Source organism: Corynebacterium stationis, from assembly GCF_001941345.1.
GTDB lineage: Bacteria > Actinomycetota > Actinomycetes > Mycobacteriales > Mycobacteriaceae > Corynebacterium > Corynebacterium stationis.
This window is the reverse complement of the sequence record NZ_CP009251.1, coordinates 785,438-810,049: the sequence shown is the minus strand read 5'-3', so window position 1 is coordinate 810,049 and position 24,612 is coordinate 785,438. Positions and strand designations below refer to the sequence as shown.

At 55.2% G+C, this 24,612-nt stretch carries 24 protein-coding genes; 15 read left to right on the top strand and 9 right to left on the bottom strand.

The window, feature by feature from the left end; genetic code table 11:
• Nucleotides 1-3: 3 nt before the first annotated feature.
• Nucleotides 4-336 (bottom strand): hypothetical protein, encoded by a 333-nt coding sequence (locus tag CSTAT_RS03895; RefSeq protein WP_066792829.1) that lies wholly within the window; start codon nucleotides 334-336, stop codon nucleotides 4-6.
• Nucleotide 337: 1 nt separating this feature from the next.
• The gene (locus CSTAT_RS03890) at nucleotides 338-535 is read right to left on the bottom strand and encodes a hypothetical protein (RefSeq protein WP_075722533.1); all 198 of its coding nucleotides are present in this window, start codon (nucleotides 533-535) and stop codon (nucleotides 338-340) included.
• Nucleotides 536-589: 54 nt separating this feature from the next.
• Here CSTAT_RS03890 and CSTAT_RS03885 point away from each other — a divergent pair, with 54 nt between their 5' ends.
• Nucleotides 590-1,945: a carboxylesterase family protein gene (locus tag CSTAT_RS03885; protein WP_075722532.1), complete on the top strand. Its 1,356-nt coding sequence runs from the start codon at nucleotides 590-592 to the stop codon at nucleotides 1,943-1,945.
• Here the strand turns inward: CSTAT_RS03885 and idi are convergent.
• Together idi and CSTAT_RS03875 are read right to left on the bottom strand one after the other, a co-directional pair.
• Nucleotides 1,942-2,514 (bottom strand): isopentenyl-diphosphate Delta-isomerase, encoded by a 573-nt coding sequence (gene idi, locus CSTAT_RS03880; protein ID WP_075722531.1) that lies wholly within the window; start codon nucleotides 2,512-2,514, stop codon nucleotides 1,942-1,944. The genes CSTAT_RS03885 and idi overlap by 4 nt on opposite strands.
• Nucleotides 2,514-3,071, bottom strand: a complete 558-nt coding sequence (locus CSTAT_RS03875) for a hypothetical protein (RefSeq protein WP_075722530.1) — start codon at nucleotides 3,069-3,071, stop codon at nucleotides 2,514-2,516. The genes idi and CSTAT_RS03875 overlap by 1 nt, the downstream gene beginning before the upstream one ends.
• Before the next feature lie 153 nt (nucleotides 3,072-3,224).
• Between CSTAT_RS03875 and CSTAT_RS03870 the strand changes: the two genes are divergently transcribed.
• The 9 genes from CSTAT_RS03870 to CSTAT_RS03830 all read left to right on the top strand — a co-directional run bounded on the left by CSTAT_RS03870 (nucleotide 3,225) and on the right by CSTAT_RS03830 (nucleotide 14,711).
• Nucleotides 3,225-5,129 (top strand): ABC transporter ATP-binding protein, encoded by a 1,905-nt coding sequence (locus tag CSTAT_RS03870; RefSeq protein WP_075722529.1) that lies wholly within the window; start codon nucleotides 3,225-3,227, stop codon nucleotides 5,127-5,129.
• Between the two features lie 10 nt (nucleotides 5,130-5,139).
• Nucleotides 5,140-6,321, top strand: coding sequence for a MalY/PatB family protein (locus CSTAT_RS03865; RefSeq protein ID WP_075722528.1), 1,182 nt, complete (start codon nucleotides 5,140-5,142; stop codon nucleotides 6,319-6,321).
• Between the two features lie 115 nt (nucleotides 6,322-6,436).
• Nucleotides 6,437-7,801 (top strand): branched-chain amino acid transport system II carrier protein, encoded by a 1,365-nt coding sequence (gene brnQ, locus CSTAT_RS03860; protein WP_066792820.1) that lies wholly within the window; start codon nucleotides 6,437-6,439, stop codon nucleotides 7,799-7,801.
• Nucleotides 7,802-7,930: 129 nt separating this feature from the next.
• Nucleotides 7,931-8,938, top strand: a complete 1,008-nt coding sequence (locus CSTAT_RS03855; protein ID WP_075722527.1) for an LLM class flavin-dependent oxidoreductase — start codon at nucleotides 7,931-7,933, stop codon at nucleotides 8,936-8,938.
• A 224-nt stretch (nucleotides 8,939-9,162) separates the two neighbouring features.
• Nucleotides 9,163-9,936, top strand: a complete 774-nt coding sequence (locus CSTAT_RS03850) for a GntR family transcriptional regulator (RefSeq protein ID WP_075722526.1) — start codon at nucleotides 9,163-9,165, stop codon at nucleotides 9,934-9,936.
• Nucleotides 9,937-9,977: 41 nt separating this feature from the next.
• Nucleotides 9,978-11,507, top strand: a complete 1,530-nt coding sequence (locus CSTAT_RS03845) for an ABC transporter substrate-binding protein (protein WP_075722525.1) — start codon at nucleotides 9,978-9,980, stop codon at nucleotides 11,505-11,507.
• Nucleotides 11,504-12,439: an ABC transporter permease gene (locus tag CSTAT_RS03840; protein ID WP_244892898.1), complete on the top strand. Its 936-nt coding sequence runs from the start codon at nucleotides 11,504-11,506 to the stop codon at nucleotides 12,437-12,439. Before CSTAT_RS03845 ends, CSTAT_RS03840 begins: the two co-directional genes overlap by 4 nt.
• Nucleotides 12,436-13,269, top strand: a complete 834-nt coding sequence (locus tag CSTAT_RS03835; protein ID WP_075722524.1) for an ABC transporter permease — start codon at nucleotides 12,436-12,438, stop codon at nucleotides 13,267-13,269. The genes CSTAT_RS03840 and CSTAT_RS03835 overlap by 4 nt, the downstream gene beginning before the upstream one ends.
• Before the next feature lie 2 nt (nucleotides 13,270-13,271).
• The gene (locus tag CSTAT_RS03830; RefSeq protein ID WP_083640648.1) at nucleotides 13,272-14,711 is read left to right on the top strand and encodes an ATP-binding cassette domain-containing protein; all 1,440 of its coding nucleotides are present in this window, start codon (nucleotides 13,272-13,274) and stop codon (nucleotides 14,709-14,711) included.
• Between the two features lie 12 nt (nucleotides 14,712-14,723).
• Here CSTAT_RS03830 and CSTAT_RS13900 read toward each other — a convergent pair whose 3' ends face one another.
• The gene (locus CSTAT_RS13900) at nucleotides 14,724-14,852 is read right to left on the bottom strand and encodes a hypothetical protein (protein WP_257721513.1); all 129 of its coding nucleotides are present in this window, start codon (nucleotides 14,850-14,852) and stop codon (nucleotides 14,724-14,726) included.
• A gap of 227 nt (nucleotides 14,853-15,079) precedes the next feature.
• On the opposite strand from CSTAT_RS13900, the gene CSTAT_RS03825 reads away from it, so the two are divergent.
• Nucleotides 15,080-16,951, top strand: coding sequence for a BCCT family transporter (locus CSTAT_RS03825; RefSeq protein ID WP_075722523.1), 1,872 nt, complete (start codon nucleotides 15,080-15,082; stop codon nucleotides 16,949-16,951).
• On the opposite strand, the gene CSTAT_RS03820 is transcribed toward CSTAT_RS03825, so the two are convergent.
• Both CSTAT_RS03820 and lepA read right to left on the bottom strand, forming a co-directional pair.
• Nucleotides 16,948-18,366 carry a M20 metallopeptidase family protein gene (locus tag CSTAT_RS03820; protein ID WP_075722522.1) on the bottom strand — a complete coding sequence of 473 codons (1,419 nt, stop codon included), beginning with the start codon at nucleotides 18,364-18,366 and terminating at the stop codon, nucleotides 16,948-16,950. The two genes, CSTAT_RS03825 and CSTAT_RS03820, sit on opposite strands and share 4 nt — an antisense overlap.
• Nucleotides 18,367-18,398: 32 nt before the next feature.
• The gene (lepA, locus tag CSTAT_RS03815) at nucleotides 18,399-20,246 is read right to left on the bottom strand and encodes a translation elongation factor 4 (RefSeq protein WP_075722521.1); all 1,848 of its coding nucleotides are present in this window, start codon (nucleotides 20,244-20,246) and stop codon (nucleotides 18,399-18,401) included.
• A gap of 90 nt (nucleotides 20,247-20,336) precedes the next feature.
• On the opposite strand from lepA, the gene CSTAT_RS03810 reads away from it, so the two are divergent.
• From CSTAT_RS03810 to CSTAT_RS03795, 4 genes are all read left to right on the top strand, one after another.
• Nucleotides 20,337-20,873, top strand: a complete 537-nt coding sequence (locus tag CSTAT_RS03810; protein ID WP_191374203.1) for a type II toxin-antitoxin system PemK/MazF family toxin — start codon at nucleotides 20,337-20,339, stop codon at nucleotides 20,871-20,873.
• Nucleotides 20,874-21,060: 187 nt separating this feature from the next.
• On the top strand, nucleotides 21,061-21,324 hold the full coding sequence (gene rpsT / locus CSTAT_RS03805; RefSeq protein ID WP_066792805.1) for a 30S ribosomal protein S20: 264 nt from the start codon (nucleotides 21,061-21,063) through the stop codon (nucleotides 21,322-21,324).
• 121 nt (nucleotides 21,325-21,445) lie between these two features.
• Nucleotides 21,446-22,279, top strand: coding sequence for a DNA adenine methylase (locus CSTAT_RS03800; RefSeq protein WP_075722520.1), 834 nt, complete (start codon nucleotides 21,446-21,448; stop codon nucleotides 22,277-22,279).
• Nucleotides 22,269-23,582 (top strand): type II restriction enzyme, encoded by a 1,314-nt coding sequence (locus tag CSTAT_RS03795; RefSeq protein ID WP_075722519.1) that lies wholly within the window; start codon nucleotides 22,269-22,271, stop codon nucleotides 23,580-23,582. Before CSTAT_RS03800 ends, CSTAT_RS03795 begins: the two co-directional genes overlap by 11 nt.
• On the opposite strand, the gene CSTAT_RS03790 is transcribed toward CSTAT_RS03795, so the two are convergent.
• Both CSTAT_RS03790 and CSTAT_RS03785 read right to left on the bottom strand, forming a co-directional pair.
• Complete coding sequence (locus CSTAT_RS03790) at nucleotides 23,579-24,229, bottom strand: LysE family translocator (RefSeq protein ID WP_075722518.1); 651 nt, start codon at nucleotides 24,227-24,229, stop codon at nucleotides 23,579-23,581. The genes CSTAT_RS03795 and CSTAT_RS03790 overlap by 4 nt on opposite strands.
• Complete coding sequence (locus CSTAT_RS03785; RefSeq protein WP_075722517.1) at nucleotides 24,226-24,612, bottom strand: ankyrin repeat domain-containing protein; 387 nt, start codon at nucleotides 24,610-24,612, stop codon at nucleotides 24,226-24,228. The genes CSTAT_RS03790 and CSTAT_RS03785 overlap by 4 nt, the downstream gene beginning before the upstream one ends.

Sequence of the window (24,612 nt, the reverse complement as noted above, 5' to 3'; positions counted from 1 at the left end):
CAGCTAGAAGAAAAGGCCCCACAGCGCGGCGAGGATCACCAGCACAAACATCGCACGCAAGGTGATATTGACCCAACTCCTCGGCAGTGCGCGCTTGCGCTTGACTACCGGAACCGGCGGCGCTGGTTCCGGAACGGCGGCCTCGTCTTTGACTTCCTCGTCATGCTCAGCGCGCTCAGGATCCCACAGGCCCTCACGCGGGTCGTAGCTGGGGTCGAGGTTAAACGGCAAAATATCGTCAAAACCCACGCGTTCTTTGCTTACGCGTTCTTTATCCTTGCGATCGGAGTCATCGGAGGATTGTGGATTAGATTCAGGGCTTGACACGGTGCCCATCTTAGCCCGTAGCCGATGAATCCGACGAAATCACGGTGCGGATAGCACCACTAATGAGGTCAATAACCCCCATGAGCACCCAGGCCAGCACGATGAGCGCTGGTACGCCCACCAAGATGATGGTGCCCATTTGCTGCCAGACCGGCGCTGTGACGAAAGGCTCCGTGAGCACGTCACTAAATTCTCTAAACCACTCCATCACTTCGAGATTCTAGCTCATAAGCTTTAAGCGAAACCGCTAAACTGGTGTGTCATGTCTACTGTGTCTACCGTGCTCGTTCATGCCCCGGCGGGAATCTATCAGGGCCTTTCTCACGATGGCGTAAATTTCTTCCACTCCATCGACTTTTTAGATTTACCCACGCGCTACGCGCCGGCGCAGCCAGCAGATTTTGCGCCAGAGCAGCTTTTCGATGCCACCGTCGAGCGCCCCCATGAAATCGCACTGAGCATTTCCACGCCGGACGATGCCCGCCCAGGCTCCGACCACCCTGTAGTTGTCTATATCCACGGTGGACGCTTTGAATCCGGCACCCATGAAGACCCGCGTGCCGAGGGCACTGCGAATGCACGCCACGGCGTTGTCCAAGTCCAGCTGGGTTACCGCGTGGGCTTTGAAGGTTTCGTGCAATTTCCGGGCGATGAACCTCACACCTACCGGGGGATTGATGACTGCCAGGTGGGGCTCGAGTGGGTGCAGAAAAACATTGAAGCCTTCGGCGGCGACCCGACTAATGTCACTATCATTGGCCAATCCGCCGGCGCCACCACCGCATTGTGGTTGATGCGCAAAGACCACTTTCGTGGGGGCTTTCGCCGGGTCATCGCGATTTCCCCGTGCTATCCACGCCATTCTTTCGCACAGCGCAAAGGCACCTTGCGCGCCTTCTTTGGCAAGCCGATTACCCGTCGGTCTTTTGAAAAGGCCTCGCCAAAGCGCTTAAAGCGTACCTTTAAGCTGTTTCGCACGCGCTATATTTTGGACATGGCGCTTGGCCCCGCGCCTTTTCAGCCGGAAGAATTAGCCGATGTACCAGTCTTGTTGGCGTCCACGCGCGATGAGTTCTACCACGATATCGGCGGCAAATGGGCCGATAATTTGAAAGACAGCTTCTTTAAACGCTGGATAATAAAGAAGACCTCTATCCTGATGGGGCTGCGTAAAGAGTCCTATGACCTGTGGAAATTCGCCGCCGATAAGATTGATCCGGCCCGCACCATGGGCCGCAGCATCGGCGATACGCAGATTCGCCGCTGGGTCGCCTGGGCAGGTGACGCCGCCCCGGGTGATACGTGGATGCTGGAATTTACCAAAACCACTAAACCCGCGCTGCACTGTGATGAGCTGCGCTATCTCTTCGGCGTGCACACCGTCGATGTCCGCGATGAGAAAAAGGCCGAGACCGCGCGCATTCTCAATAACTGGGTGCAGTCTTTCATCCGCACCGGTAAGCCCGAAGGGCTGCCACAATACCGTGCGCAATCCGAGGAAGACCGCCGCACGGTGATGGTGTACAACTTAGAGACCGGCGAGCAGACAATAGAAAAGGGCACGCTGGATTACTTATATCCGGCGTACCCAATGAACTTAGAAGAGATGGGCTTCTAGCGCCCGAGCAAAGTCTCGCGCAGCTGCGAGTGCGAGAGTTCTTCTACCATCCACGGGGAAAATACCCCGGGGGTGGCGTCAATAGCTGCGATTGCCTTCTCAATATCAACCCACTCATAAGAATCCACTTCTTCTGGGTTGGGTTCAAAGCTCGCGCCTGCGGCAAGCGTCGTAATAAAGACCGGGCAGATTTCGTTTTCCACAATGCCGGAGGAATCCACCGCGCGGTAAGCAAAATCCGGGAGTACTTCTTCCGGCGCCGAGAGATCTGCTGGGTCAATGCCCAATTCCACCCGCGCGCGGCGATACACTGCCTCGGCATTGCTCTCCCCTGGCGCTGGATGTCCACAGAAGGAATTCGTCCACACACCCGGCCAGGTCTGCTTCGTCAAAGCCCGTCGCGTGAGCAGCAGCTTCCCGTCGCGTACCAACCATGCGGAAAAGGCAAAGTGCAACGGCGTATCCGCGGTGTGCACCACGACCTTGTTCTCGGTGCCTGCGGGTTGACCGTTCTCATCTGCAAGGATGACAACTTCATCAGTGGAGTGTGTGTTTAGATTTTTGTGCATTAAAGAGTCAGTGATCCTTCCCAGACAACATTGCCGATTTTTAATCGCGCATTCCACAAATTCCCGGGCGCAACATCGAAACGATACTGCAAATTCGTTGAGGCCCCCGCACCCAATGGCCGGTCCAGACCGGGTGCAACCACATTCGTATTCACATCAGGGTCATAAGGCAAAAGGTCAACGCCAGACCAACCACCGTTGCCGTCGGCAACTTCAAGTACCGGGTCGGAGATGGCATCGGCAGGCAATGGCAAATCGGTGTCATTGCGCACCTTAATGGTCACTACGGAGCCGGAAATATTATCCTGGTACGCGCCCTGATTCCACCAGGTCACGCCATAGCCTTCGTCCTTGACCGGTTCGGGGATATCACCGGTGATGAGTTGCTCTTCGGTTTCTTCAGGCTGGTACGACGGCACCTCAGAGGTGCTGACCACGAGGTCTTCATCAGAGCCCAATCCGCTTGGTTCAGGGTTGAAAAAAGAGCAGCCTGCAAGGGCTACGCCCGCAATACTTACGCTGGCTATGGCAGATACAATGACGCGGGATGATGGCACTTGAGGATCTTTTCCCTTCTGGCATGACACAAACTTCTCAAACTGCACTTTAGTCTACCCACTCACAAAACAGGGCATCGCTTGGACAAAAGTGGCATACTTTCCGGTCTGAATATCCCCATAACTTAAATAAAATCTCTGGAGCATTAGTTCGTGAATTCTCTGGCCAAAATTATTAAAAATGCCCAAGCATTATGGCCCTTTTACCTTGGCGTTATCATAACTTCGGCTATCGGCGCCGCACTAGCGCTCGCCTCGCCTTTTATCGTCCGTGAAGCAACCGACACCATCGTGCAAGCTTTGAACGGCGATGAGGTTATTCGCACCGCACTTGTCACGGTCTTAGGCCTTGCCGTTGTCTTGTTGGCTGCCGATGCGGCCAACGGCGTTGTCCGTAATATCGGCGGCTATATCGGCGATGTGATGATTTCTCGGCTGCGCCAGATTCTCTCCACCCGCTATTACGCCAAGCTGCTGAGTCTGCCGCAGGGCTATTACGACAACCAGGTCACTGGCACCATCATTGCGCGACTGGATCGCTCAATCATGTTCATCACCCAGTTCCTGCAGTCTTTTTCCAATAACTTCTTTACGATGATCATTCAGGTCATTGCAATTTTGGCCATCACTGCCTTTTATTACTGGCCGCTGGCAATTTTGCTGGCAATTCTTTTCCCCATCTACATGTGGCTGACCGCGCTGACCTCGAAGCGCTGGTTGAAGTTCGAGAAGGTCAAAAACGAGCACATCGATATCGCTAATGGTCGCTTTGCTGAGGTGGTCGGCCAGATGAAAGTGGCGAAGTCTTTCGTCGCCGAAATCCGCGAGCTGGATGTCTTTTCCAAGCACTACCGCGGTTATGTCTCCAGCACGCGCCCACAGTCACGCTGGTGGCACACCATGGATACATTCCGCAGCTTGGCGATGGCTGTGGTTTTCTTCGGCATCTACGCCGTCATTTTCTGGCGCACGCTGGAAGGTCATTTCTCCATTGGCGATATGGTCATGCTCATCCAAATGGTCACCATGGCCAAGCAGCCAGTCTTCATGATGAGTTGGATGGTTGATTCGGCACAGCGCGCCATCGGTGGTTCGCGGGAGTACTTCGAAGTCATGGAGCAGGAAGTAGAGCCCACGGTAGATAGAACGCTTATCGATGCCACCCGCGCCATCCACGAACCTGAACTCGACATCACCCAGGTGCAGCCCTTGGAGGTGCCGGCTGATCCATCAGTGCCGATTTTCACATTCGATGATGTCACCTTCGCTTATGAAGAAGACAAGCCAGTTATCCAGGGCGTGAGCTTTAGTGCTCGCAAGGGCGAGAAGGTCGCACTGGTTGGCGAGTCCGGTGGCGGTAAATCTACTCTGGTCAACCTGTTGCTTGGGCTTTACCAGCCCACCAAAGGCAACCTGGAAGTACTTGGCCACGACGTCGATGAGCTCACCACAGCACGCCTGCGCGCCTCCGTCGGTGTGGTCTTTCAGGAAGCTTTCCTCTTTTCCGGCACGATTAGTGAAAATATTGCCTACGGCAAACCTGATGCCAGCGAAGAAGAAATCATCGAGGTGGCCAAGCGCGCCAATGCCCACGAATTCATCCAGGCTTTCCCCGATGGCTACAACACCATCATCGGCGAGAGAGGATTGCGCCTTTCCGGTGGTCAAAAACAACGCGTCGCCGTTGCCCGCGCCATGTTGAAAGACGCCCCCATCCTGGTATTGGATGAGGCGACCTCCGCGCTTGATACTAAGTCCGAGCGCGCCGTGCAGGCAGGTTTGGAAGAGCTGATGAAAGATCGCACGACGTTGATCATCGCCCATCGCTTGTCGACGATCGCCAACGTCGACACCATCATCACCTTGGACAAGGGAGTGGTGGATGAGATGGGTTCGCCAGCCGAGCTATCGACCACCGGTGGTATCTATGCGCAGTTGCTGAAATTGACCTCGTCGGCATCGGCTGCAGATCGCGCACGCTTGAAGAAGTACGGGTTTGCTCATGAGTCCGGAGCTGAGAATGAATCCATAGACGAAGATGAGGTTGTAGAGGACTAGGGTAGAAAACATGAAGTTTCCTACTCAAGATGAATTACGCGCCCGTTTTACCCGTAAGTGGACTCAGTTTGAGCCCGATGTCCTGCCACTTTTTATTGCCGAAAGCGATTTTCCTACCGCGCCGGTTATCAAAGAGGTGCTGCTCGATTACACCGAGCGCGAATGCTTTGGCTACAGCCCAGCACCGGGCACTGTAGATCTCGGCGGAGCGGTCTCTGAGTTCCACGCCAAGCGCTACGGCTGGCGTCCAGACCCGAAGAAGGTCTTCTGGATCGGTGATGTCGTGCGTGGCCTGCTGCTGGGAATCCAGTATTTCACCCGCCCGGACTCCCCCGTCGTGGTTCCACTGCCGGCTTACCCACCTTTTTTGGAATTGCCAGAAACTGCCGGGCGCAAGCGCATCGATGTCGGTGTTAGCCCCGCCAACGGTGATTTGAAAGAAGGCGAAAAGCCTCGCCTCGACCTGGAATCGATTGAGCGGGCTTTTGCCGACGGCGCCGGCTCCATCTTGTTGGCGAATCCTTATAACCCACTGGGCTATGTCTTCGATGAAGAACACCTCCATGAACTGGTGGAGTTGGCCAATAAATACGACGCGCGCATCTTATCTGATGAGATCCACGCGCCGCTGGTTCTCGACGGCCAACACATCTCGGTTGCTAGTCTCTCCGATGCTGCAGCACGGGTAACGATGACCATTACCGCAACGTCGAAGGCCTGGAATTTCGCAGGACTTAAGTGCGCGCAGATCATCTTCTCCAATGATGAAGACGTGAAGACCTGGAATTCTTTGCCTCACGTAGCACAAGATGGCGTCGGAACCTTAGGCATCATCGCTGCTGAAGCTGCCTATCGCGATGGAATTCCGCACCTCGAAGAAGAAATTGAATACTTGCGCAGCACCCGCGACTGGCTGGTCGAAGAGCTGCCGAAGCGCATTCCAGGACTGGTTACCTCTAAGCCGGACTCGACCTATCTTTTGTGGTTGGACTTCCGCAACACCGCGATTGGAGATATAGAACATCCCGCCGCCTGGCTTATCCAGCACGCGCGCGTGGCCTTTAACGAGGGCGTGACTTTCGGCGAGGGCGGCGCGCACCAAGCACGCATGAATTTCGCGACCTCGCCGGAGATTCTCGAAGAGGCCATCGACCGCATCGCCACTGCTATTGCCAGGGTGTCCGACAACTAAGCTATTGCGATCTCACGGTGCGGAATGTAATATCCCACGCACTAAGTAAGTGCGGATTCTTCCGCGCTTAGACGACCATTTTGCACACCTACAATTCCAAAGGACGGGCACTTCAATGTCTGACACCGTCGCGTCTGCACCTGCGAAGTCAAAGGTTCCTTCGCCGCTGCTTACCATCGTCATCGCCTCGTTAACGCTGTTTTCGATGTTCTTTGGTGCCGGCAACCTTATCTTCCCACCGATGGTGGGAGTCAGCTCCGGTACTAACTTCTGGCCAGCGATTATCGGCTTCCTCATCGCCGGAGTGCTGCTTCCTGTGGCTGCGATTGTCGCCGTGGCAATTTCTGGCTACAGCGTGCGCGACCTCGCAGCACGCGGCGGCGTGTTCTTTGGTGTTATTTTCTCCGTGATGGCTTACCTTTCCATCGGTGCTTTCTATGCACTGCCGCGTACCGGTGCTGTTGCCATGGAAACCGCTGTCACCCCGCTGGTCGGCTGGGAAGGCACTGCCGCGAATGGCATCTTCAACCTGATCTTCTTCGGTATCGCCCTGGCTTTGTCTTGGAAGAAGAACTCTGTCATTGACGTGCTGGGCCGCTTTTTGACTCCAGCTCTGGTCATCTTGTTAATCGCTTTGATCTGCTTGGCAATCTTTAACTACGAGCGCCTGCCTGGGGCACCGACTGAGGACTACTCTTCGACCCCAATGGTCACCGGCCTTTTTGAAGGCTACAACACCATGGACGCCATCGCCGGCCTGGCTTTCGGCATCGTGATCATTGGATCCCTGCGCGCTAAAGGCTTCGGCAGTGGCGGCACGCTGGTGCGTTCGACCGTTCTGACCGGAGTCATCGCCGGCGTTTTGCTCGCAGGTATCTACCTCGGCCTGGGTTACATGGCGCAGACTGTTCCAAATGGTCAGTCCTATGAATCTGGCGCGGCTTTGCTCGCAGATTCCGCGAACCTGACTATGGGAACTCCAGGTCAAACCATCTTCTCGCTGATTGTTATCCTCGCATGCTTGACCACCGCGGTCGGCCTGATTTCTGCAACCTCCGCATTTTTCAACACCCTGGTTCCAAAGTTGAGCTACCACGTATGGGCAATCATCTTCACGGTGCTGTCCATCGCCATTGCTTTCCGCGGGCTCGATGCCGTTATGGCCGTTGCGGTTCCATTCATCGTCTTCTTGTACCCACCAGCGATCACCTTGATCGTGCTGACTTTGGTGCAGCCACTGGTACGCAAGGTCGTTGGTTTCTACTGGACCTACCGCCTGGCGCTGTGGACCTCAGTCATCTGGTCGGCACTGACAACCATCGCCGCACAGGGCTGGGGAACAAATATCTTGGAACCGGTGTTGAACCTATCGCCGGGTCAGGATTTGGACTTAGGCTGGATTACGCCTACCTTCATCGTCATCATCATTGGTGTCGTTATTGATATCGCCACCAAGAATGCACGACGTGAGGCCGTCTAGGAAATAATGAACAAGTAATTATTTCCTTAGCGTCTGGCTAATTTTTAAGCAAAATTAGCCTCCTGCCACCCGCATCCTGGTTGGCAGGATTTTTTATGCACTCGAAAAGGATTGTTGGAGAAGATTTTAATGACTGAACCGAAAAACACCTCGCGCGCGCAGCTGTCCGTGCTGGATTTCTGCACAATCTATGAAGGTGAAACCCCGCAAGCATCAATCCAGCACTCCGTCGATTTGGCGCAGCGCGCAGAAGAACTTGGGTACTTGCGCATGTGGTACACAGAGCACCACAACATGCCATCGATTAGCTCTTCTAGTCCCGCGGTTCTAATCGCGCACATCGGTGCCAAGACCAACTCCATTCGCTTAGGCGCCGGCGGCATCATGTTGCCGAACCACTCCCCTTATGTCATCGCCGAGCAGTTCGGCACCCTCGAGGAGATGTACCCCGACCGCATCGATTTAGGCCTGGGCCGCGCCCCTGGCACCGATGCGCAGACGCTCGGGCGTGCACTGCGCCGTGACTACAATGCCGCTGAGCGCTTCCCCGAAGACGTCCGCGAGCTACAGGCCTACCTAGCGGATAAGTCGCCTATCCCTGGTGTGCAGGCTGTTCCTGGCGCTGGCACCAATGTGCCGCTATATATTCTGGGCTCATCCATGTTTGGTGCCTCACTAGCTGCCAAGTACGGCTTGCCTTATGCTTTCGCGTCGCACTTCGCGCCCACGCACCTAGAGCAGGCGACACGCTACTACCGCGAGAATTTCCAGCCCTCTGAGGTCTTGGATGCCCCTTATGTCATCGCCGGCGTCAACGTCACCGCCGCCGAAACCCAGGACGAAGCCAATGAGCTTTTTGAAAAGGTGTGTTTCAACCGCGTGCGCACCATGGTCGGCCGCGGACGTTACCTCACCGACGAGCAGGTAGAACAAATCGTTGCAACCCCACAGGGACAGCAGGTACTCGATATGCTGCGCTACTCTGCCATCGGTACCAAGGACGACATCCGCGACTACCTCACCGACTTCCAGGAACTCGCTGCTGCTGATGAACTCATGATCTCTTTACAGGGCACATCACGCGCCTCGACCTTGCAAAGCTTAGAGATCCTGGCCGATGCATGGGGTACTAAATAACAGCTTTCGGAGATTCAGGCAGTTAGAGATGATGCCCCCCGCTGGCTTCACCCCCTCTAACTGCCGTCTGGGGAAGACCTTGTTAAACTGCCGAAGAAGCACCAAATAGTGGTTGATTGATAGATAAAGGCTTTTCAGGAGCCTAACCTACCCATATTCAACCCTGCCCCACTGCCTGAAGTAAGTTTTGGGGCTCGAAGTACCCTAAAGAGGAGCCACTCACGATGTCTGCCCGCCGTGTGCCTCAGCAGCATATAAAAATTGCCGAACACCTACGCGGCAGAATCCTGTCAGGTGAGATGCCAGCGGGTAGTCTTCTGCCATCCGAGGCTGAGCTTTGCGGGGAGTTCGATACATCTCGCGGCCCGGTAAGACAGGCTCTTGCCTCGTTGCGGACGGAGGGCTTTATCTCGTCAGGTCGCGGTCGCCGTTCTGTAGTACTTGGGCACGAAAAAACTGAGACCTTTGAGACTTTTATTTCTACCCACGACTGGATTGAATCCAACGGTTGGGAAGCAAGCTCCAAGACTTTGTGGATGGCGCGCTGCCCCGCTCCTGCTCATGTAGCTGAGATGCTCGCCATCAAAGAGGAAGACCCCGTGGTCTTTGTGCACCGCGTCCGCTTTGCCAATGGCCGCCCTATCACGGTTGAACGCAGCTACTTTCGCCTGCCAGTAGGAAAGCACGTCCTCTACATGGATCCCGATGAAGGTTCCCTGCATGCCAAGCTTCGCGACGTCGGGCTCGGGCTCGACCATGGCCGCCGTGAAATGTACGGCGCAATCGCTAGTGAAGAAGACGCCAAACTGTTGGAGATTGCAACGGGCTCGCCCACTGTTTTTTCTAAGATTTCACTCTCGGATCATAGCGGCACCCCGGTTGAATACACGGAAATGCAGCAGCTTTTTGAAGGCCTGACATTGTCCTATAACTGCATAGCTGGCACCCCTTCCCCGCTGAATATTTCCATGCGCAATTCTGAAATTTTTGCCAAGTAGGTAAATTCCACTTTTTAGTCGGCATTGGTTACTCTTCCTGTATGACTTCGCCCACTAGAAATCGGCTTCGGTTTCTAACACTGACCGCCAGCGCACTGGTGTTGACCGGCTGCGCCGCCGGGCATACCGCGGTTGTCAATCCTGAAGACTCCGGAAGCTCCAGCACTTCTGCGATCACCATTGCCACGACATCTTCAGCGACCTCGCTGGATTTCACCACCACCGGTGGCGCAGCCATTCCCGCCGCGTTGATGGACAACGTCTACGAAACCCTCGTCACCATCGATCCTGAATCCGGTAACATCATCCCCCACTTGGCCTCGTCCTGGGACGTAAGCGGCGATGCCACCACTTATACTTTTCATCTTCGCGATGACGTGTATTTTTCCAATGGCGATCAATTCAACGCCGAGACTGCAAAATTCTCCATCGACTACGTACTCAACGAATGGTCCAATGGCATCGCCTCGCAGATGGCACCGGTAAAAGCCGCTGAGGTCCAAGATGAGCACACTTTAAAAGTCACACTCGAGCAACCTTCGCAGTCCTGGCTGTGGAATATGTCGACGGCGGTTGGTGCGATGATGAGCCCAGGGGGCATCGATAAGCTAGCAACCGAACCGGTGGGCACCGGCCCTTATCAGCTGCGGCAGTTTTCCACCGGGGAATTTATAGCACTCAAACCCAACCCAGACTATTGGGGCGCCCCGGCAGCCTCTGCTGTCACCATTTCCTTTTACCCGGATGCACTAAGCTCGCTGAATGCTTTGCAGGCCGGCCAAGTTGATGTGGTCTGGTCTATGCAAACCCCGGAGCTGCTCAATACCCTGCCTGAGGAATTTGCTGTTGAGGTCGGCACCACCAATGGCGAAATCTTGCTGTCGATGAATAATAACGCAGCGCCTTTCGATGACCCCCGCATCCGCCAGGCTGTAGCCTACGGCGTGGACCGCGCGGCGTTAAATGAAGTGATTTGGGAAGGCCTAGCAGAAGATACCGGCGGGCAACCTGTGCCACCGACGGACCCGTGGTTTAGCGAGAAGAATTTCTATGAATTCGATCCGGCCCGTGCCCAAGAATTGATGCGTGAAGCTGGCGCTGAAGGTACCAAGCTGACCTTGACCATCCCCACGGTGCCCTATGCGCAAATTGCATCCGAACTGCTTTATTCGCAGCTGACGGAGATTGGTTTTGATGTCACTCTGGAATCCGCTGAGTTTCCTGCGGTGTGGCTAGGTCAGGTCATGGGTGCGCAGGATTATCAGATGTCGCTGATTTCGCACGTCGAACCGCACGATGTCCCAGTACTTTTCGGCAACCCGGACTATTACTTGGGCTACGACTCCGAAGCCACACGGGAGCTTTTAGCCGCGGCCGATACTGCGGATTCACCGGAGCGCTACCACGCGCTTATGTCTGATGCGATTTTTACCATCATGGATGATGCGGCGGCGCTGACTTTGATGAATATGCCCAATATTGTTATCTCTGACCCGGGCATTTCCGGTTTGCAGGTCAATGCTATTACTGATGCCATGGTCTTGCGGAACCTCAAGGAGGACGCTCAGTGACGCTGCTCAAAGTGCTGGGTCGCTACATGCTGACCCTGGCTGCTGCCTCCGTGTTGATCTTCCTTCTCATGCGCGCCGTCCCCGGCAACCCGGCGCGCGTGGCGCTCGGTGTGAACGCGACCGAGGAATCCGTTGCGGAATTGACCACCACCATGGGCTTGGACCGCCCGCTGCTTGCGCAATATGGCCAGTGGCTCGGTGGTCTTCTCACCGGGGACTTCGGAGTTTCCTTGGCTTCGCAGCAAAATATCACCGCGCAAGTTATTGACCGCGCGCAGGTCTCCCTCATCTTGGTCGGTGTGGCATTGCTACTCGCTTTGGTGATTGCGATTCCTTTGGGGATGTGGACGGCGCAGCGGAAGGCATCGATAAGCAATGCTCTCACGCAGCTGGGCATCGCCATCCCAAGCTTTTTAGTGGGTATTATCCTGGTCGCGATTTTCGCTGTGCAGCTAGGCTGGCTGCCGGCTAATGGCTGGTCGCCGCCCAATCAGGGCGTGGGCTCCTTCCTTTCCCACTTGGTCATGCCGGTGATTGCTTTGGCGCTGGTGCAGGGCGCGATTTTAACCCGCTATGTCCGCTCGGCCATTTTGGATGTTTTAAACCAGGACTACATCCGCACCGCGCGCGCACTCGGTCAATCCACTACCAGGGCCTTGTGGCGTCATGGCCTGCGTAATGCTGCGCTGCCGGTGCTTACGGTGGCGGGCGTGCAATTTACCACGCTGATTGTCGGCGCCGTGGTCATCGAAGAGGTTTTTGTCATTCCAGGTTTAGGCTCCATGCTTCTCGATGCAGTCTCCGTCCGCGATTTAACCACCGTCCAATCCCTGGTCATGGTGCTCGTGGCATTTACCTTGACGATTAATGCGCTTACCGATGCCGCCTACCGCCTAATCGACCCCCGCCTGCGCCAAGGAGCACGCTCATGAGCCTTTTGCGACGACTATCTGTCACGGGCTGGATCGGCTTGATTATTGTCGGTGCCACGGTACTTGCAGCCCTGGTGTCTGTAGTGTGGACTCCTTATGATCCCTTGCTCGCGATTCCTACAGAGCGTTTAGCAGGAGGTAGCGCCGAGCATCTTTTGGGCACCGACCGCTTCGGCCGCGATGTGCTTTCGCGTTTGCTGGTGGGCGCGCAGATTACGCTTTTTGTCGGCATTATCGCCGTTGCGATTTCCGCTGCCATTGGCGTACCGCTGGGTATTGCCGCCGGTATGCGCCAGGGGAAGTTCCTCGACTCCCTGGTTATGCGCAGCGCTGACCTGTTGCTGGCTTTCCCGGCGCTGTTGCTGGCGATTATCGCCGGTGCTGTGTGGGGACCTTCGACGCTAACGGCCATGATCGCCATCGGTGTCGCCGGCATTCCCTCTTTTGCCCGGGTGTCACGCTCTGGCACTTTGCAGGTGATGTCGCAAGACTTCATCGCAGCGGCGCGTGTCTCTAAAGTCTCCGAATTTCAGATTGCCTACCGTCACGTCTTCCCGAATATCTCTGGGTTAGTTATCGTTCAATCTTCGGTGTATTTTGCGCTCGCCATCCTGGCAGAGGCGGCGCTGAGCTACCTCGGATTAGGCACCGCCCCACCCGCCGCATCTTGGGGGCGCATGCTTCAAGATGCCCAATCGCTGCTGGCGGTTAACCCCACGCTAACGCTGTGGCCAGGGCTTGCCATCGCATTGACAGTTTTGGGGTTTAACCTGCTTGGCGATGGCCTTCGCGATATCTTAGACCCGCGTCAACTCACCCGGAGGAATTAATCGTGACTGATACTCCTATTCTTCAGATCACCGATCTACAGGTCAGCACCAATTCCACTCCACTACTGGAGGGGATATCTCTGGAAATCCCCCGCGGCGGACGCGTTGGTCTTATCGGCGAATCCGGCTCCGGCAAGTCACTGACGGCTTTGTCCATCATCGGGCTTTTGCCACAGGCTTTGCGTACTTCCGGCTCGATTACTTTCCACGGCCGTGAGCTGCTCGGGTTGTCTGACCGCGAGATGTCGAAGCTGCGCGGTAACAAGATCGCCATGATCTTCCAAGAGCCCATGAGCGCACTAGACCCGCTAATGAAAGTCTCCAAGCAAATCCCCGCCTCCACAGCAGCTACTACACGGTTGTTGGAAGAAGTTGGCCTGGATTCCTCCTTCGGCTCGCGCTATCCGCACCAGCTATCGGGCGGGCAGCGCCAGCGCGTCATGATTGCCATGGCGCTCGCACAAGATCCAGACCTGCTCATTTGTGATGAGCCCACCACCGCACTCGATGCCACCACGCAAGCAGAAATCTTAAACCTGGTAGAAAAGCTGGTGGAGGATCGTGGCCTGTCTTTGCTATTTATTACCCACGACTTAGGCGTTGTGGGGCGCATGTGCACCGAAACTCTCGTGCTGCAATCAGGTGTGATTGTCGAATCTGGTGCCACCGCCGATGTGCTTCACAACCCGCAGCATTCTTATACCCAAGAACTTATCGCGGCTTCCCAACTTGGTAGCCCCACAACGCACCCGGCTGCCGCAACGGAGATTGCCGTGCGCCTCGATAACGTGAGCAAAATCTACGGCACAAATACCGCCGCACACCAGGTCAGTTTAGAAATCCCCCGCAGCAGCCGCTGGGGTCTAGTCGGTGGCTCCGGTTCCGGAAAGAGCACCCTGCTGAACATGATTGCAGGGCTGACTCAGCCGACCTCAGGAAATGTCACCGTGTCCGGCTCGCTGCAGATGGTTTTCCAAGACCCCCAGGGCTCTTTAGACCCGCGCATGACCGTGCGCTCGATTATCGCCGAAGGGCTGCCGGAAAAACGCGATGTCACCGCCCAGGTGGACAAAGTACTCACAGCAGTAGGTCTTCTACCCGAGCACGCCACGCGCTATCCGCATGAATTTTCCGGCGGGCAGCGTCAAAGAATCTCCATTGCGCGCGCAATTGTTGGCAATCCTGATATTTTGCTTGCCGATGAAGCAGTCTCCGCGCTCGATGTCTCCGTGCGCTTGCAGATCCTCGATCTTTTAAATTCCTTAGTCGAGCAGCTGGATTTGACTCTGCTATTTATTTCTCACGACTTAGCCGTCGTGCGTCAGCTCTGCACACACGTAGCGGTGATGCATGAAGGGGAAATCGTTGAGCAGGGCCCCATTGAGCAGATATGGGAAAACCCCCAGCATAGCTACACCCAAGCACTACTTTCTGTTACGTAGCTTGAGAGCTAACTAGCTCGAATGCACGTCCAATAAAAATGACCCATCGAGCAAGTGCTCTTCCGAGTACTCAAAGACCGCGAAGGCTTCTTCCAAGCAAGCGATCTCCGCAGCGTGTGATCCTTCCGAAGGGGAGTTCATGAGCGCTAAACCCACTTTCACTTCGAGGTATAAATTTAAGTTCCACGAACCAATATAGCTTACAACGATGGAATTTTCCTAAGTAGTACTAATGGCGAACGGCTCTGGTTAAAGCTGATCAATCTCCCACACTTGAGCCTAAAAATTGTGCTGTCCTGGGTTTTTCGGAATAATGGATAGCCCTCATTAATTTATATAATTTTGTAATCGATCTCTTAAGGATCAGCATGAGCGATAAACCATCGCAACCTCCCCAAGGCGGTAGTCGCCAAACTACCGTTGGAATTTATCCCCACGACATGCACCCTGGCCTGGTTCCAGGTATCCCGGTTGAAGAACAACGCAACCGCTTCGCAGTCGACAAAATCATTTTCTCCGTCACCGCAGTACTCATTGTTAGCTTCATCATTTGGGGCGTGTGGCGCCCCGACCAGGTCTCCGAGGCTGCATCGACAGGCTTTAGCTGGGCTATAACTAATGCCGGTTGGCTGCTGAACTTCACAATGATCATGGCCATCGCGGTCATGGCCTATGTGGGATTCTCCAAGCTCGGGCGCATCAAGCTAGGAAAAGACGACGAAGAGCCAGAATTCCGGCGATTTTCCTGGGTAGCCATGATGTTCGGTGCGGGCATCGGCGTGGGGCTGTTTTTCTATGGGCCTTCCGAACCGCTGTCACATTACATCACTCCCCCGCCACACACCGTCGACGGCAATAGCGTCGAAGCCTTGCACCAAGCGATGGCACAATCGCACTTCCACTGGGGCCTTTCACCCTGGGCAGCTTATGCCCTAGTCGGTGCCGCGATTGCTTATTCTTCCTACCGCCGCGGCCGCGTGACCTTGATTTCTTCTATTTTCAAGCCGCTCTTTGGCTCGCGTGACACCGATGGCCCACTGGGCAAACTCATTGATATTCTCGCGCTGATTGCCACTTTGTTCGGCACCGCTGCAACCTTGGGTGTTTCCGCCGTGCAGATTGGCCAAGGTGTGGAAATCGTCTCCGGCGCAGGTCCTGCCACCAACACCACGTTGGTTATCATCATCGCGATTTTGGGTATTGGCTTTATCTTCTCTGCCGTGTCCGGCGTTTCACGCGGGGTGCGCTACCTCTCCAACATCAATATTTCGCTCACCTTGGCTTTTGTGCTCTTCGTATTCATCGTCGGCCCGACACTCTTGCTGCTCAACCTTTTGCCTTCGGGTATTTTGATGTACATCAACGAGCTGTTGCCGATGATGGCAAAATCCTTGTCTTGGGGCGATGAAACCATCGAATTCCAGTCCTACTGGACCGCCTTCTACTGGGCCTGGTGGATCGCATGGACACCATTTGTCGGCATGTTCGTAGCTCGCATCTCCCGTGGCCGAACGCTACGTGAATTCACCGTCGTTACCGTATTTGCGCCAACCTTGATTTTGATTTTGGCCTTTACCGTCTTCGGCGGCACCGCCATTACGTTCCATCAGCAAGGTGTCGAAGGCTTCGACGGCTCAGAAGGCGGCGAGGCTGTGCTCTTTGCGATGTTCCAGAACCTCCCGCTCGGCCAAATCACCCCGTTTATCTTGCTCTTTGTGCTGGCGATCTTCTTCATCACCTCCGCTGACTCAGCTTCGGTGGTCATGGGCACAATGTCGTCCAAGGGCAACCCGACCCCGAATAAACTGCTCGTAGTCTTCTGGGGGCTATGCATGATGGGTATCGCAATCGTCATGCTGCTCACCGGCGGCGAAGATGTACTTTCCGGTCTGCAGAACCTGACCATCCTATCCGCGTTGCCGTTTAGTGTGGTGCTTCTGGTGATGATGGTCGCCTTTGTCAAAGACCTGCGCAGCGACCCGATGTTTATCCGCCGCACCTACGCGCAAACGGCGGTCGCCAACGCGGTTATTCGCGGTCTGGAAGAACACGGCGATGACTTTGAGCTCACCGTGCGCTCGGCAGAAGAGGGCCGCGGCGCCGGCGCTGACTTCGACTCCACCTCTGAGCGCTACACCGAGTGGTACCAGCGCACCGATGAAGACGGAGACAACGTCGACTACGACTTCGACACCGGTAAATGGGCCGATGGCTACGAAGACGAGTCAAAGAAGGATTAATCCTCTGGAGCCTTCACTGGCTCTCCCGCTTTCGCACTAGGGCTGCCCGTTTTTACCGCTGTACGGGCAGCCTTTGTGATCGTCGAAGGATGCTGGTCTTCGGTGGCAAGGCGCTCAAAGGCTATCGATGCCAACGCAGCTGCCTGATCCCCCAAAATGGAGTCATCGAAACGCGCGAGCGGCGAGTGATTCCATTCGCGCTGCGCATAAGGGGTCTGCGGGTTTGCAGTGCCCAGCCAGAAGAAAGAGCCGGGGACCTGTGCAAGGACCGCGCCGAAATCTTCAGACGCCATCATTGGTGCCTCAAACTGGCGGATGGAGTCTGGCCCAAATTGCGCGCCCCACACGGTCGCTGCGAATTGGTTCTCACGCGCGTTGGTCTTGGTGGTGGGATACAGGACCTCGAAATCGACTTCGACGGAGCAGCGGTGCGCAGCGGCGATATTGGAGGTGACTTCGCCGATCACTTGGCGCACGGCGTTGATCTGCTCATCACGCAGCACGCGAACTGTCGCGCTGAACGATGCCTGATCCGGAATCGCGTTGAAAGCACCATCGCCCGCGCGCAGATTGGTCACCGTCAACACGATGGGTTCAAGTGCATCGAAGCGGCGTGTAATCGCGGTTTGCAGGGAGGTAATGATCTCTGCCAAACAGGTCACCGGATCCACGGCATCGTGCGGACGCGAACCGTGCCCACCCTTGCCATAGACTGTCACGGCTAGGTTCGAAGACGAGGCCATTGTCGGGCCATTGATGTAATGGAAAGTCCCGCGGTCTTGCGGGCCCACGTGCAGGCCATAGGCAGCGATTGGACGGCGCCCGGCAACATCCAACACGCCTTCCTCAATCATGATGTCTGCCCCGCCGGGACCTTCTTCGCCCGGCTGGAACATGAAGATGACATCGCCTGCGATTTCTTCACGGTGCTTGGACAGTATGTGCGCGGCACCCACCAAAGCCGCGGTATGCAGGTCATGCCCACATGCGTGCATATAGTCATTGGTGGATGCAAAAGGACTGCCGGTGCGTTCTTTCACCGCCAAGGCATCCATGTCCGCGCGCAAAAGCACCGAGACGGGGCGTTCGCCGCGCTTGCCGCCGCGCATGACTGCGGTCACCGAGCTTAAATCTTGGCCGAGGGTAATCTCCAGTGGTAAACCCTCCAGCGCATTCAAAACCGCTTTTTGGGTACGCGGGAGCTCTAATCCGATTTCTGGATGACGGTGCAGCGTGCGCCGCAATTCTTGGAGCTCTTCGACCATCGCGGTGCCGGTTTCCCGAAAGACCTCACCGGCACTGCGCCCCTCAATAGTCGAGGCAACGTAGGGCAAAGGCGGCAGTTGCTGCCCTTGCCGTGGAAGCTTACGCTTTGGCTTGAGTTGGCTATAAGGATTTCCAGAAGGTGATTCCATGCCAACCAAGTCTAGCGATGTTTATTTCGGTTTTATTCCGAATCAGTGGACAACGCCGCCACGAATGCTTCCTGCGGAACGTTGACCGAACCAATCGCCTTCATGCGCTTCTTACCGGCCTTCTGCTTCTCCAGCAGTTTGCGCTTACGGGAAATATCGCCGCCATAGCACTTAGACAACACGTCCTTGCGCATCGCGCGAATATTCTCACGGCTAATGATCTTCGAGCCAATCGCAGCCTGAATAGGCACCTCAAACTGCTGGCGCGGGATGAGCTCTTTAAGCTTCTTGGTCATCTTATTGCCGTAGTAATTGGCATTGTCCTTGTGCACGATGGCCGAAAACGCATCAACTGGCTCGCCTTGAAGCAAGATATCAACCTTGACTAGGTCTGCCTCCTGCTCACCTGCTTCCTCGTAGTTGAGGGAAGCATAGCCCTTCGTACGAGACTTGAGCATGTCGAAGAAGTCGAAAATAATCTCACCCAAAGGCATGACATAACGCAACTCCACGCGGTCTTCAGACAGGTAATCCATACCCTGCATCTGTCCACGCTTGGTCTGACACAGCTCCATCGTCGGGCCCACATAAGCCTCCGGAACGATGATCGTCATCTTCACGATAGGCTCGTAGACCTCCGGAATTTTGCCACTTGGCCAATCCGAAGGGTTGTGCACCATCCGCTCCGAACCATCTTCACTCAAAACACGGTAGGTTACCGAAGGCGCCGTGGAAATCAGGTCTAGGTCGAACTCGCGCTGCAGGCGGTCACGGGTAATTTCCATGTGCAAAAGGCCCAAGAAGCCACAGCGGAAACCAAAGCCCAACGCGACGGAGGTTTCTGGTTCGTAGGTCAGCGAGGCATCGTTAAGCTGAAGCTTTTGCAACGCATCACGCAAAGCCGGGAAATCTGCCTGCGAAATTGGGAACAGACCCGAGTACACCATTGGCTTCGGATCGGCGTAACCGGTCAGCGGCTCATCCGCGCCCTTGGCGGCCCAGGTGACGGTGTCACCCACCTTGGTCTCACGCACGTCTTTCACGCCGGTAATCAGGTAGCCAACCTCACCAGGCCCTAGGCCCTTGACCGGTGTTGGCGTCGGGGAAACCACACCGAGCTCTAAGATATCCAGCTCCACGCCAGTGTTCATCATGCGGACTTTTTGACGCGGCTCCAATTTGCCATCCACCATGCGGATGTAGGTAACCACGCCGCGGTAGGTGTCATAGACCGAGTCAAAAATCATCGCGCGTGCGGGCGCATCCACGCCGAAATCACTACTCGGCGCAGGGATAAGCTCAGTAACCTTGTCCAAAAGCTCCGGTACGCCTTCACCGGTCTTACCGGAAACGCGCAATACTTCTTCTGGCTCCACGCCAATGATATTCGCGATTTCCAGCGCATACTTTTCTGGCTCTGCATTAGGCAGGTCAATCTTATTGAGCACTGGAATGATTTCCAGGTCATTTTCCATCGCCATATAAAGGTTAGCCAGCGTTTGTGCTTCGATGCCCTGGGCGGCATCGACAAGCAAAATGGCTCCTTCACACGCATCCAAAGAGCGCGATACCTCATAAGAGAAGTCAACGTGACCTGGGGTGTCAATCATCTGCAGGACAATTTCTTGCCCCTTGTGCTCACCCGAGCGAGGAATCCACGGCAAACGCACGTTCTGCGCCTTAATGGTGATACCGCGTTCGCGCTCAATATCCATGTTGTCCAGATACTGATCGCGCATATCGCGCGCTGCAACAACATTAGACAGCTGCAAAATACGGTCTGCCAACGTCGACTTACCATGGTCAATGTGCGCGATGATGCAGAAGTTCCGGATCCGGGAGGGATCCGTCAACGTCGAAACGGCAAAATTGTTAGTCAAAAGGTTCCTATTCCATTTCCATGCACATAAAGAAAGCTTGTACCAACCATACCGAAGACAACCTATAAAATAGGAGTTAGGATGGTGAATATGAATAACACCTTTGTGTCCCGCTTGCGCAAGGTCGCTGGCATTGAGGTGAAAGAGCCTTTAGACCTTGGACTTTCTCGCATCAATGCGCGCTTAGGCATGCACGGAACACATGGCGGGACTGATCCCCGCAAACCTGCCAAAATTCGTGTTGAGCACACCGAGGCACGCGCACGCTCGATCTTTTTCGCGCCCGATATGGACGGCCAAGCCGACTCCGGCGAAGTCGTGTGGGTGTGGGCACCAACTGAAGGCCCCAGCTCGCCACCGACGGAGCGCGCCATTTTATTAGTAGGTCGTACTCGCTCCACGGTTTTGGGACTTTTGATCTCCCCTAATGCTTCGCATGCTGACGATGAAGCCTGGTTGGCCATCGGCTCAGGTGAATGGGATGATTCGCGCCGGCAGTGCTGGGTGCGTCTCGACCGCGTACTAGAAGTATCGGAAGAGCAAGTACGCCGCAAAGGCATCTTGTTCCCGGAGCGCCGCTTTGAGCGCATTGCCAACCGTCTGCGCCAGAAATTCCACTGGGGATAAGAATTTGAATATTTGCCCCAGCCCTTGGTACTGTATCCAGGTTAGTTAACTTTTTGTGCGCGATTGCGCTAGCGGTCAGGACCTTGGGTCCGCTCGTTAATCGCCAAAACTTCCCCTTCGGGAAGTTGGGAGCTGTGCACATGAGGTTAAATATCCAATCACTATAGATTTACAAGAGGTATATCTCATGGCAAATATCAAGTCCAAGCAAAAGCGCGTTCTCACCAACGAGAAGGCACGTCTGCGTAACAAGTCCGTTCGCTCTGCAGTCCGCACCGAGATCCGCAAGTTCCGCGCCTTGGTTGAGGCTGGCGACAAGGCTGGTGCTGAGGCACAGCTGCGCAAGGCTTCCCGCGCATTGGACAAGTCCGTATCCAAGGGCGTCTTCCACCGCAACAACGCGGCTAACAAGAAGTCCGGTATGGCTGCCGCTTTCAACAAGATGAACTAATCTTGGCTTAAAGCATCACCTGGTGCCCCATGCAAGCAATTGTGTGGGGCACCAGGTGTTTTCTAATGATGTTCGAACTAATGCTGGGTTAGTCCGGCGGGGCGGCTAAGATACTTTAACGATGACGAACCTGAAGCCCTTGGTAAAGTGGGTCGGCGGAAAACGCCAGCTTTTGCCACATATTCACGCTGCCCTACCGGCAACGGGCTACTCAACCTATTTTGAGCCTTTTCTAGGTGGTGGCGCGGTTTTGTGGTCCCTGGCTCCAGAAAAGGCTGTGGTCAATGACCTCAACGCTGAGCTGGTCAACTTGTACACCGTGGTTCGCACGGATGTAGAAGCGCTCATCGCGGAGCTTCAGAATTATCCCAATGAGGAGGAATTCTTCTACCAGCTGCGTGCATTAGACCGTGACGCCGAAGTATTTGCTGCGCTCTCCCCTGTGAAGCGCGCTGCCCGCACGGTTTATTTAAACAAGACCTGCTACAACGGGCTGTATCGCGTCAACCAGGCCGGCCAGTTCAACTCGCCTTTTGGGCGCTATAAAAAGCCCCTCATTTGTGATGAAAAGACTCTCAACGCCATCAACATCTACCTGCGTGACAACGACGTCACCTTTTTAAATGGCGATTTCAAAGATGCCGTCTCGGCAGCCCAGGCCGGCGATTTTGTCTACTTCGATCCGCCTTATGACCCGGTCAATGTCACCAGTAACTTTGTTGGTTATGCCGCCGGTGGGTTCGGCCGCGACAATCAAGCGGAGCTCAAAGAGCTGTGCGATGAGCTCACCGCACGCGGCGTGAAGTGGATGCTGTCTAATTCCGCCACGGAATTCATTCGTGAGCTGTACGCGGATTACCACGTGGATATCGTAGGCGCATCCCGCGCGATTAATTCCGTGGCATCCAAGCGCGGCAAAGTCGATGAGGTGCTAGTAAGAAACTATGACAAGTGAAGCTGAGCTCCGCACCCACTTCGGCGTAAAAAGCAGCCAGACGCTAGGGCGCAATGACTATGGCTGGTTGCGGGTTTTTAGGCACAAGCAGCTTAACGATGCCGGCTTCTTCCGCATCACCGCCGCCGAACTTAAAGAGCTCTCTCTTCGCGAACCCCGCTTGATGGCCAAGCATGATTCCACAGCGGCCAGGCCTTGGATTTTTAAAGAACTCGGCCTTAATATCATTCCGCTTTCGCGCTTTGAGTACTTAGTGGGCAAGTTCGACCTTTTTGCGAAGTTTCCTGAACCAGAAACGCTTGGCCCCGTCCGGTATATGCCTTTTCCGGATGATATTGAATCGCTGAATCCGGTTGACATCACCTCTGAATCAGCAGCTTTAAATGCATCCGCGCTCTCCCATATCCTGGATGACTTTCTAGAAACATCTACGCTGCAAGCCACCGTAGCGGGCAGAATGTCTACCGGGAGCATTGATGTTCGCCTTGCCTGCGGTGATTTCCAGGTGTCCAAGGCGCAGATGGAAATTGATGCCGGCTTGGAATCAGCGGATGTGCTGGGACTTATTGAAGCCAAGAACCATCTCTCGGATGATTTCAATATCCGCCAGCTTTACTTCCCTTTCCGGCGCTTTTCTCAAAGCCTGTCTAAGCCAGTCGCACCTATCTATCAGGTCTATTCCAACGGCATTTTCCATCTCTACCGCTTCGACTTCGACGATATACTGCGGCCGGAATCCATTCGGCTTGTAAAGTCGGCGCGCTATACGCTGACACCGTCGAGTATCACGCTAGATGTCATCGACAAGCTGCTCAAGACAGTGCCCATCATGGCGGAGCCGGAAGCTATCCCCTTCCCACAGGCCGATAGCTTCGCGCGCGTGATTAACCTGTGCGAGCAGCTGCAAGATTCTGAGCTCAGTGTTGAGGCGATTACTGAGAACTATGATTTCACCTCGCGCCAAACCAACTATTACACCGGCGCCGCGAAGTATCTGGGGCTGGTAAACGATACCAACCGCATGTGGTCACTGACGGATTTCGGCGCGAAGGTTATGGCCAGTGAGCGCAACGACCGCAACGTAGCACTCATCAAAGCGCTGCTGCGCCATGAAGTCTTCCACGTGGTATTAGCTAGAGCCCTAGAAAAAGGAGAAGTTCCCGACCGCGCCACCATTGTGTCCATCATGGAGGCATCGAACCTGGAACTATCCGCATCCACCGTCACCCGCCGCGCGGGCACCGTGTTGTCGTGGATGCAGTGGGTATGGTCGCTGGCAACAACCGAAGAGCTTAAGCTTTAAAAGCCGACGATATCGCGCAATCCAGTGATTGCCAGTGCTACACCCGCAATCATGAAGAAGGAACCAGCGGCGATATCAATCCACGGGCCGGCCGCCAAAAGCTTACGGCGTACGGCCTTTGTGGAGACCACGAAAGCGATAATGACGAACATTACGTAGCAAGAAAAGCTCATCGCCAAAATCAGCGTGATCGCTACGCCTATCGATGGACTCGCCGGCAAAAGTGGCGCAATCAACGCCGAGAGGAATAAGACGATCTTGGGATTCGAGAGATTCGTCGCTAAGCCTGTGCGAAAGGTATGCCGCAGCCGACCCAACTGGGCTTCCTGCTCCGCCAGTGACATGGGCACCGCGCTGCGCGAATCCCACCCTGCTTTGAAAGTGGAATACCCCATGTAGACCAACCAGCTACCGCCGAGTAGCTGCACCAGACCTAAAAGCTGCGGGAATGCCGTCAACAAGGCTGCCGCGCCCAGTACGGTGAGCGAGGTCCACATCAAAACGCCCACTTGAATACCTGTCACCGCAGCGACGGCATGACGACGAGATTTCGTCGCCAGGCGCGTAATCAGGATGGTGTCAGGGCCTGGGCTTAGCGCCCCCAACAGGTTTAAAGCAACGATTGTGGCAAGGGAGGACAAACTCACTCGAAGCGTCCCAGAAGATCCTCGCGGCCGAACATCTTGGCGGTATCAACCGCATTGGGAGTACCAGCATTCGGGTTGGCACCCGCTTCTAGTAGGGCGTCGATGACGGCGTCTTCTTTCTTGAAAATAGCGCCCGCCAATGGCGACTGGTTGCGATCATTAAGCAGGTTCACATCTGCTCCTACTTCGACCAAAGCCTTGACCAGCTCCGGATGCCCGTTGTATGCGGCGAGCATGACAAAAGACTGGCCGTCTTGGTTGACCATATCTACGCTAACGCCCTGCTTAATGTACTCAACCAGGGTGATATCGCCATTGCGCGCTAAGTCAAAAAGTTTGCTCGCAAACTCGGCAATTTCCTGCTCACTATTTTGTTCACTCAT